The sequence below is a fragment of the Paenibacillus darwinianus genome (genome assembly GCF_000598065.1).
Classification (GTDB): Bacteria; Bacillota; Bacilli; order Paenibacillales; family Paenibacillaceae; genus Paenibacillus_I; species Paenibacillus_I darwinianus.
Genome location: NZ_KK082149.1, coordinates 2,251 through 8,834, shown reverse-complemented (window position 1 = coordinate 8,834; position 6,584 = coordinate 2,251). Strand labels below are relative to the sequence as shown.

The following is a 6,584-nucleotide window of genomic DNA, read 5'->3' as shown; positions in this document are numbered from 1 at the left end:
CCTCCGCCAAAGTCCGGCATGCGGCCCGGGCCGTGCTTGCCCATCTTCCCCAGCAAGGACAGCAGGAAGCCTGCTATGACAACAATGATAAAAAAATTATCGAGCAAAAATGCGATCAGCCGTTCCATGGTCTCACCTCCGAAGCCGAAGTAAGGAAGCTTCCATCCTTACTGCTTGTCGCTGCGGCCGGAATCCGACGGCTTGCCAATCGAGCCGCGCATTTGCGTATCCGCCTCTATATTTTTCATGTTCAAATAATCCATGACGCCCAGCTTCCCGCTCTTCAGCGCATCGGCCATCGCAAGCGGAACCTGCGACTCGGATTCGACGACCCGCGCCCGCATCTCGACGACCCGCGCATTCATCTCCTGCTCGAGCGCCACGGCCATCGCCCGGCGTTCCTCGGCTTTTGCCTGTGCGATTTGTTTGTCCGCCTCCGCTTGCTCGGTCTGCAGATGAGCGCCGATATTTTTACCTACATCCACGTCCGAAATATCGATCGAGAGAATCTCGAATGCCGTACCGGCATCCAGCCCTTTGCCGAGTACGGTGCGGGAGATAAGATCCGGATTCTCCAGTACGTCCTTGTGCGAGCTTGCCGCACCGTTCGTGCTGACGATGCCTTCACCGACACGGGCGATAATCGTCTCCTCGCCGGCACCGCCGACAAGCCGGTCGATGTTGGCTCGCACGGTTACACGCGCGCGCACTTTAACTTCAATGCCGTCCTTCGCCACAGCGGAAACGACCGGCGTCTCAATGACACGCGGGTTGACGCTCATCTGCACCGCTAGCAGCACGTCGCGTCCCGCCAGGTCGATCGCAGCCGCGCGCGAGAATTCGAGCGGAATGTTCGCCCGCTGCGCGGCGATCAGGGCGTTGACGACGCGGTCGACATTGCCGCCCGCCAGAAAATGGCTTTCCAGCTGATTAATCGTAAGGCCCAAGCCTGCTTTGGTTGCCTTAATCATCGGGTTGACGATCCGGCTCGGCACAACGCGGCGGAGCCTCATGGCGACCAGTGTAATAATACTGATCCGGACACCCGAGGCGAGCGCGGAAATCCACAACATCACCGGGAAAAAGCTGAGAAACACGATTAAAACGATAAAAACGACGACCCCGATCAGTAAGTAAGCGATTGTCGGATCCAAACCTGCCATGCAGAGAAAACCTCCTCTAAATATTTCGTGTTATAGTGCTTGCTGCATCCGACGCGTCCGAAAGCGTCACTCTACCATTTCTCTAACGACCACGCGTGTTCCTTCTACCTTGGATACGATGACCGCCCGGCCGCTCATAATGAACGTTCCTTCGGTCACGGCATCGATCCGTTCCCCGCCGATCTCGATCGTTCCGGACGGACGGAGCGTGGTCAACGCCACGCCTTGACGGCCGGCCAGCGTCGGACGGGAATCGGCGGACACATAACCGTCTTCCGTCGTCAACCGATCCCGCAAAATAAATTTGTTCCATATTCCCTGCCGCCGGAACACATAGGCGACAACCGCGGCAAGGATCGCAGCCAGCACGAACGCGTACGTCAATGACAGCACCGCGCTTCCGGTGTCGTAGGCGGCCGTCGCCACCCCGCCTACAAGCGAAACGACTCCCAATATGCCGAGGATTCCGAAGCTCGGCACAAACAGCTCGAGAATGAAAAGCGCCACCCCGACCACGAACAGCACGATCGACTCCAATCCTGCAAACCCCGCGACAAATTGCCCGAAAAAGTAGAGCGCGAATGCGATCAGCCCGACGATTCCCGGAACGCCGAAGCCCGGCACCAGCAATTCGATGGCGATCCCGGCAATGCCGAGTATAAAAAGAACGAACATGATTTCCGGCTTCGTCAGCCAGCCCGCGATCCTCTCGGATGCGGTCGGACCGATCTCGACCGTCGTCCGATTCTCCAGGCCCATCCAGGCAATCGTCTCCTCTACGGTGCCAGTCACATAATCGGCGTATCCGACCTTCTGCGCTTCGGAAGCGGTCAACGTCAGAATTTCTCCCCGTTCCTTCGTCTTGCCGAGCTGTTTCAGCTCAATCCGCTGACCGGGATCCGCCATCGCCACCGCGACGTCCGGGTCCCTGCCGTGGAATTGGGCCGCCTTGCGCATTTCCCCAGCCCAGTATGAAACGGTTTTCGGATTGTCGATCAACTCGCCGTTCCCATCAACGACGGCGGCCGCGCCGATCGTGCTGCCCGGCTGCATGACGATCTTCTCCGCATTCAGCGCAATGAAGGTTCCCGCCGATATCGCCTTACCCTCGACGAAGGCGACCGTCGGCACCTTGCTGTTGCGGATCAAATCGCCGATGTCGCCCGCCGTATCGACCCGTCCGCCGAGCGTGTTGATGACCAGCACGATCCGTTCGGCATCAGCCTCCTCCGCTTCGCGGTAGGCCCTTTCCAGAAACGATTGAAGTCCGGATTCCACCGTCTGCCTGATCGGGACCACATAGACGGCCGTTCCCGAGGAACCCGCCGCATCCGAACCTTTATCCGCATCGGTCGTAGCTCCCTCGGCTGCCCCCGCTGCCGATGCAAGCGCGCCTGTCGCCATGATGAGCATCCCTAATGCCGTAACGAGCAGCCCGAGTTTTAGCGCCCGCAATCTCCGCACGTGTTGACCTCCCCTCAAGACGTGACTTTTTTGCTACTCCCTTATACGTCCTATGCTTTCCATCGTTCCAACATTCCATTGACGGCTGCACCGAAAATACCCGAATGCCGTCGAAAGACGCAGAAAAGCACCCCCTCACGGGAGTGCTTAGCGTGCGATATTTATGGAAGAAACTGCTGCACGAGTTGATTTACTAGTTTACCGTCAGCGCGGCCCTTTACCTGAGGCATCAGGGCTGCCATGACTTTTCCCATATCGGCTTTCGAAGAAGCACCGGTTCGCTGGATGGTCTGCTTTACGATCTCTTTCACTTCTTCTTCCGTCAATTGTTCAGGAAGGTATACACTAATAATATCTATTTCGGCGGCGACATTCTCCGCTAAATCTTCGCGGCCCGCTTTCTGGAATTCTTGGAGGGAATCTTTACGTTGTTTGATCTCGCGACTTAAGATATCAAGCACCTCGTTGTCGTCGAGCGGCCGCTTCAAATCAATTTCTTGGTTTTTAATCGTCGCCCGAACCATCCGAATCGTGGAGAGCCTGAACTTCTCCTGACCCTTCATCGCCTGCTTCATATCATCGCTTAATCGTTCGGTAAGGTTCATCGTGAGAGGATCCTCCTAAAACTTTCTCTTGCGCGCAGCCTCGGACTTCTTCTTGCGCTTGACGCTAGGCTTTTCATAATGCTTGCGTTTTTTGACCTCGGCCAAAACGCCGTCCTTCGCGATAGAACGCTTGAAGCGACGAAGTGCAGCATCAATTGTCTCGTTTTTGCGAACTTTTGTTTCAGACACCAGTTTTCCCTCCCTCCGAAACAGACCGTTCCAGAACAATAAACACGGTTATCAAATTTCATTATATGGTATAGCGAAAGCCAGTGTCAACTCGCGTTATCGGACAATAGCGCCCCCAGCTTGCGTCCTCCGAGCAAATGGACGTGCAGATGATAGACAACCTGGCCCCCGTCCGCGTTGACGTTGTTCACAAGACGGTACCCCGCCTCGGCAATTCCCAGTTCTGCGGCGATCTGGCGCGCGGTCGCAAAAAGCTCGGCAATCAGCGCCGCATCGGTCTCCTGGACGTCGTTCATCGTGGGAATATGCTTTTTCGGTATGATCAGCACATGGACCGGAGCTGCCGGCTGGATGTCGTGGAACGCGAGCACCGAATCGTTCTCGTACACCTTTTTCGAAGGGATGGTCCCCTCAACGATTTTACAAAAAATACATTCCGACATAACTGGCCTCCTCGTGCGAATGACGGTCATTTGTTCCTTGAGCGGTTTCTTCTCATTGTAGCGAAAAAGAGGATACGCGTCCAATTTTGTTCTCCCCGCAGCATGGGGAGCGGCGCAATCGTTCTCATTTTGATTGGACTATCAGTCGAAATCGGCATGGATTGCCGAACCAAACCCGTTTATAATTGAAAGTAATCGAGGATATAAGCACAATTGATAACCTGGGGGAAATCAGATGAGAGTGGCAATCATCGGCGGAGGCCTTGCCGGCCTGACCGCAGCAGCTTATTTGTCGGAGCAAACCGGAATCGAAGGGATTTTGTTCGAACGCAGCCCGCAGCTCGGAGGCCGCGCGTTTACATATGAGAAAGCGGGCTTCACGCTCAATTACGGCGCCCATGCCATCTACGGCCTGGACCGCCACACCATCTCCAACATGGAGAAGGAGCTCGGTTTATCGTTCGCCAGCCGTCAGGTAGACAAGCGCAAGGTGATGTACGAGAAAGCCAACCGCCTGACGCCGGCGCCGCTCGATTTCGTCAACCTCGTGAAGACCGACATCCTGAACGCCAAGGAAAAGGTTCGGTTCGCAGCCGAAATCGCGGCGATCATCGCCAACATCCATCAAATCAAAAATTATGCCACGCTTGGCGATTACCTGGCCGATTCCGGAGCCGACGAGCATGTGAAGGAGTTATGGGAGCATCTCGTATGCTCGAACTTCTTCATTACGCCCGAGGACGCGCGGCAGGTGCCCGGCCATGTCATCAGCGCCTACTATCACAATCTGTTTCTGTCCCAGCGTCCGGTGAATTACATTCTCGGCAGTTGGGCGGTTATTACGAACCAGTTGAAGCTGAAAATGGAGGCTTCCGGACGTTGGCAGCTCGCGCTCCAGGAAGGCGTTGACGGCCTCCGTTACGAAGACGGCCGGTACGTGCTGAAGACGAAAACTCGCGAGGAAGCGTTCGACAAGATCATGTTCGCCATGCCAGTGCAGCAGGTCGTCAAATTGCTCAAGGGCACCCCGTGGGAACCGTTCATGGCGCCGTACGAGAACAATCGGGCTACCGAGGTTATGGTGTACGATATCGGCTTGAGCCGGGTCGTCGGACGCCCGTTCAGCTACATCAGCGACATGAACCATAAGATGTTCATTACCGACGTCTCGGCAACCGACCACACGCTCGTTCCGGAAGAAGGGCAATTGCTGCAGGGCATCGCCTATTTGTCAGACGATTCGTTTCCGGAGGAAGCCGACCGCAAAGCCTATCTGGAGGCACGAACGGCACAAATGGAGGCCCTGTTTGACAAGCATTATCCCGGCTGGCGGGAAGCGATTGCCGTCAAACGGGTTTCGAAGAAGGCGATGGTTCAGAGCGTGAAAAACGTGGCCGGCAACCGGCTGCTCCCGATCCGCGTGGAAAGCGCGCCGTTCTATTTCTGCGGCGACGGCTGCGAAGGCAAGGGCGAGCTTGCGGAGCGCGCATTTTCCAGCGCCCGCCGGGCGGCGGAGCTGCTTGTGGCGGAGCTGAACAAATATGCAGTAGGCATGCGATAAGCTTACGGCAATGAAAAACGGGACTTCTCCGATGAGAGGTCCCGTTTCCGCTTTTTGCGGCAGCCCATTATTGGATGGTTTAATAGGTCGGCAATTGGCCGGCGATCATCGTATCGGCAAGCTTATAGGCGACGTCCACCCATTTGCCGCTTGCCGCAGTGTACCTGGCCACGCTATCGTTCGGGTTCGCCTCGAAGTTCAGCGATTCCGCGAGCTCGGCAAGAGCGGCATAGGATTGCCGGAGCATCGCGATGCTTGCGCGCTCCTCTTCGGTTAACGGTCCCGCATGGCTGCCGATCGTCATAAGCGCTTCACCGGCGCCGATTATGAAAGCTGTCGCTTTGTCTTTGCGTTGGCCGAGCGGGTCGCGTCCGTCCCTGCCATCGGCGAGCGAAAGCAACCCGGTCAACTGTGCGGTCACGTTCGCCGTAAGGCGTGCGAGATTCTGTTTGGCGAACATCCGATCCTTGATGGATGAGGCCTGGGCCAAATCGTCCAGCCCGGCTTGAACGGCAGCCAAATCATTCCGCGCAGCCAAGCCGGATTCTATAATCCGCCACCCCTCTACGACCTGCTGCCGGGTTCCGTTCTGCAAATATTGCGCATACAGCAATACATTGCCGATCAGACTCATGACGAGCAGAACAAGGATGACCGGCGTAAAAAGCGACCGTTTGTTGTCCGCGTCGGCGAATGGCCGGACCGGCTTGCTTAGGCGGTCTCCGTTAACCGCACCGGATTCATCCGCTGTCTGATGGCCCACCCGCTTCGTCTCGTTTGCATCCATTGAAGTCTCTCCTTCCCCTCCAGCAGTGTATCACGCCGGCTACATCGTTTCCAGCCGTATGCGGCTTCCCGCTCCGGAAGGCTCTGCAGGAGCGACGATCAGCCGGCGAGGCAGCCTGGCGCGTAGCTCCGGTACATGGCTGATAACGCCGACGGAGAGCTTGTCCGTATGCAGCTTTTCGAGCGCGGTGATCACCGTTTCCAGAAGGTCGGGATCGAGCGTGCCGAACCCTTCGTCCAGAAAGAAAAATTGCAGCGGGTACCGGCCGCGCAGCTGAATTTGCGAGGAAAGCGCCAACGCCAGTGCCAGCGAGGCCAGAAACGTCTCGCCTCCCGACAGCGTGCCGACCGGCCGGCGAATGCCGCCGTTGGC

General features: G+C 56.8%; 8 protein-coding genes. 1 reads left to right on the top strand and 7 read right to left on the bottom strand.

Going from position 1 to position 6,584, the window contains the following annotated elements; genetic code table 11:
• Positions 1-167: 167 nt before the first annotated feature.
• The 5 genes from floA to BG52_RS06065 all read right to left on the bottom strand — a co-directional run bounded on the left by floA (position 168) and on the right by BG52_RS06065 (position 3,864).
• Positions 168-1,163, bottom strand: coding sequence for a flotillin-like protein FloA (gene floA / locus BG52_RS06085; protein ID WP_190287474.1), 996 nt, complete (start codon positions 1,161-1,163; stop codon positions 168-170).
• Between the two features lie 66 nt (positions 1,164-1,229).
• On the bottom strand, positions 1,230-2,627 hold the full coding sequence (locus tag BG52_RS06080; protein ID WP_223298929.1) for an NfeD family protein: 1,398 nt from the start codon (positions 2,625-2,627) through the stop codon (positions 1,230-1,232).
• 161 nt (positions 2,628-2,788) lie between these two features.
• Positions 2,789-3,232, bottom strand: a complete 444-nt coding sequence (locus BG52_RS06075) for a GatB/YqeY domain-containing protein (protein WP_036581150.1) — start codon at positions 3,230-3,232, stop codon at positions 2,789-2,791.
• A gap of 15 nt (positions 3,233-3,247) precedes the next feature.
• The gene (rpsU, locus tag BG52_RS06070) at positions 3,248-3,421 is read right to left on the bottom strand and encodes a 30S ribosomal protein S21 (RefSeq protein WP_005547957.1); all 174 of its coding nucleotides are present in this window, start codon (positions 3,419-3,421) and stop codon (positions 3,248-3,250) included.
• A gap of 86 nt (positions 3,422-3,507) precedes the next feature.
• A complete protein-coding gene (locus tag BG52_RS06065) occupies positions 3,508-3,864 on the bottom strand; it encodes a histidine triad nucleotide-binding protein (protein ID WP_036581145.1) in 357 nt (118 codons plus the stop codon).
• A 235-nt stretch (positions 3,865-4,099) separates the two neighbouring features.
• Here BG52_RS06065 and BG52_RS06060 point away from each other — a divergent pair, with 235 nt between their 5' ends.
• Entirely contained in the window at positions 4,100-5,425 is a 1,326-nt protein-coding gene (locus BG52_RS06060) for an NAD(P)/FAD-dependent oxidoreductase (RefSeq protein WP_036581143.1), read from the top strand.
• 79 nt (positions 5,426-5,504) lie between these two features.
• Here BG52_RS06060 and BG52_RS06055 read toward each other — a convergent pair whose 3' ends face one another.
• A complete protein-coding gene (locus BG52_RS06055; RefSeq protein WP_036581140.1) occupies positions 5,505-6,212 on the bottom strand; it encodes a hypothetical protein in 708 nt (235 codons plus the stop codon).
• Between the two features lie 39 nt (positions 6,213-6,251).
• The coding region (locus BG52_RS06050; RefSeq protein WP_036666975.1) for an SbcC/MukB-like Walker B domain-containing protein at positions 6,252-6,584 on the bottom strand (333 nt) is incomplete at its 5' end.

Coding starts and splice junctions, on each gene's coding strand:
- BG52_RS06055 (WP_036581140.1), bottom strand. CDS start 6,212: ATGGATGCAAACGAGACGAAGCGGGTGGGCCATCAGACAGCGGATGAA.
- BG52_RS06060 (WP_036581143.1), top strand. CDS start 4,100: ATGAGAGTGGCAATCATCGGCGGAGGCCTTGCCGGCCTGACCGCAGCA.
- BG52_RS06065 (WP_036581145.1), bottom strand. CDS start 3,864: ATGTCGGAATGTATTTTTTGTAAAATCGTTGAGGGGACCATCCCTTCG.
- floA (WP_190287474.1), bottom strand. CDS start 1,163: ATGGCAGGTTTGGATCCGACAATCGCTTACTTACTGATCGGGGTCGTC.
- BG52_RS06075 (WP_036581150.1), bottom strand. CDS start 3,232: ATGAACCTTACCGAACGATTAAGCGATGATATGAAGCAGGCGATGAAG.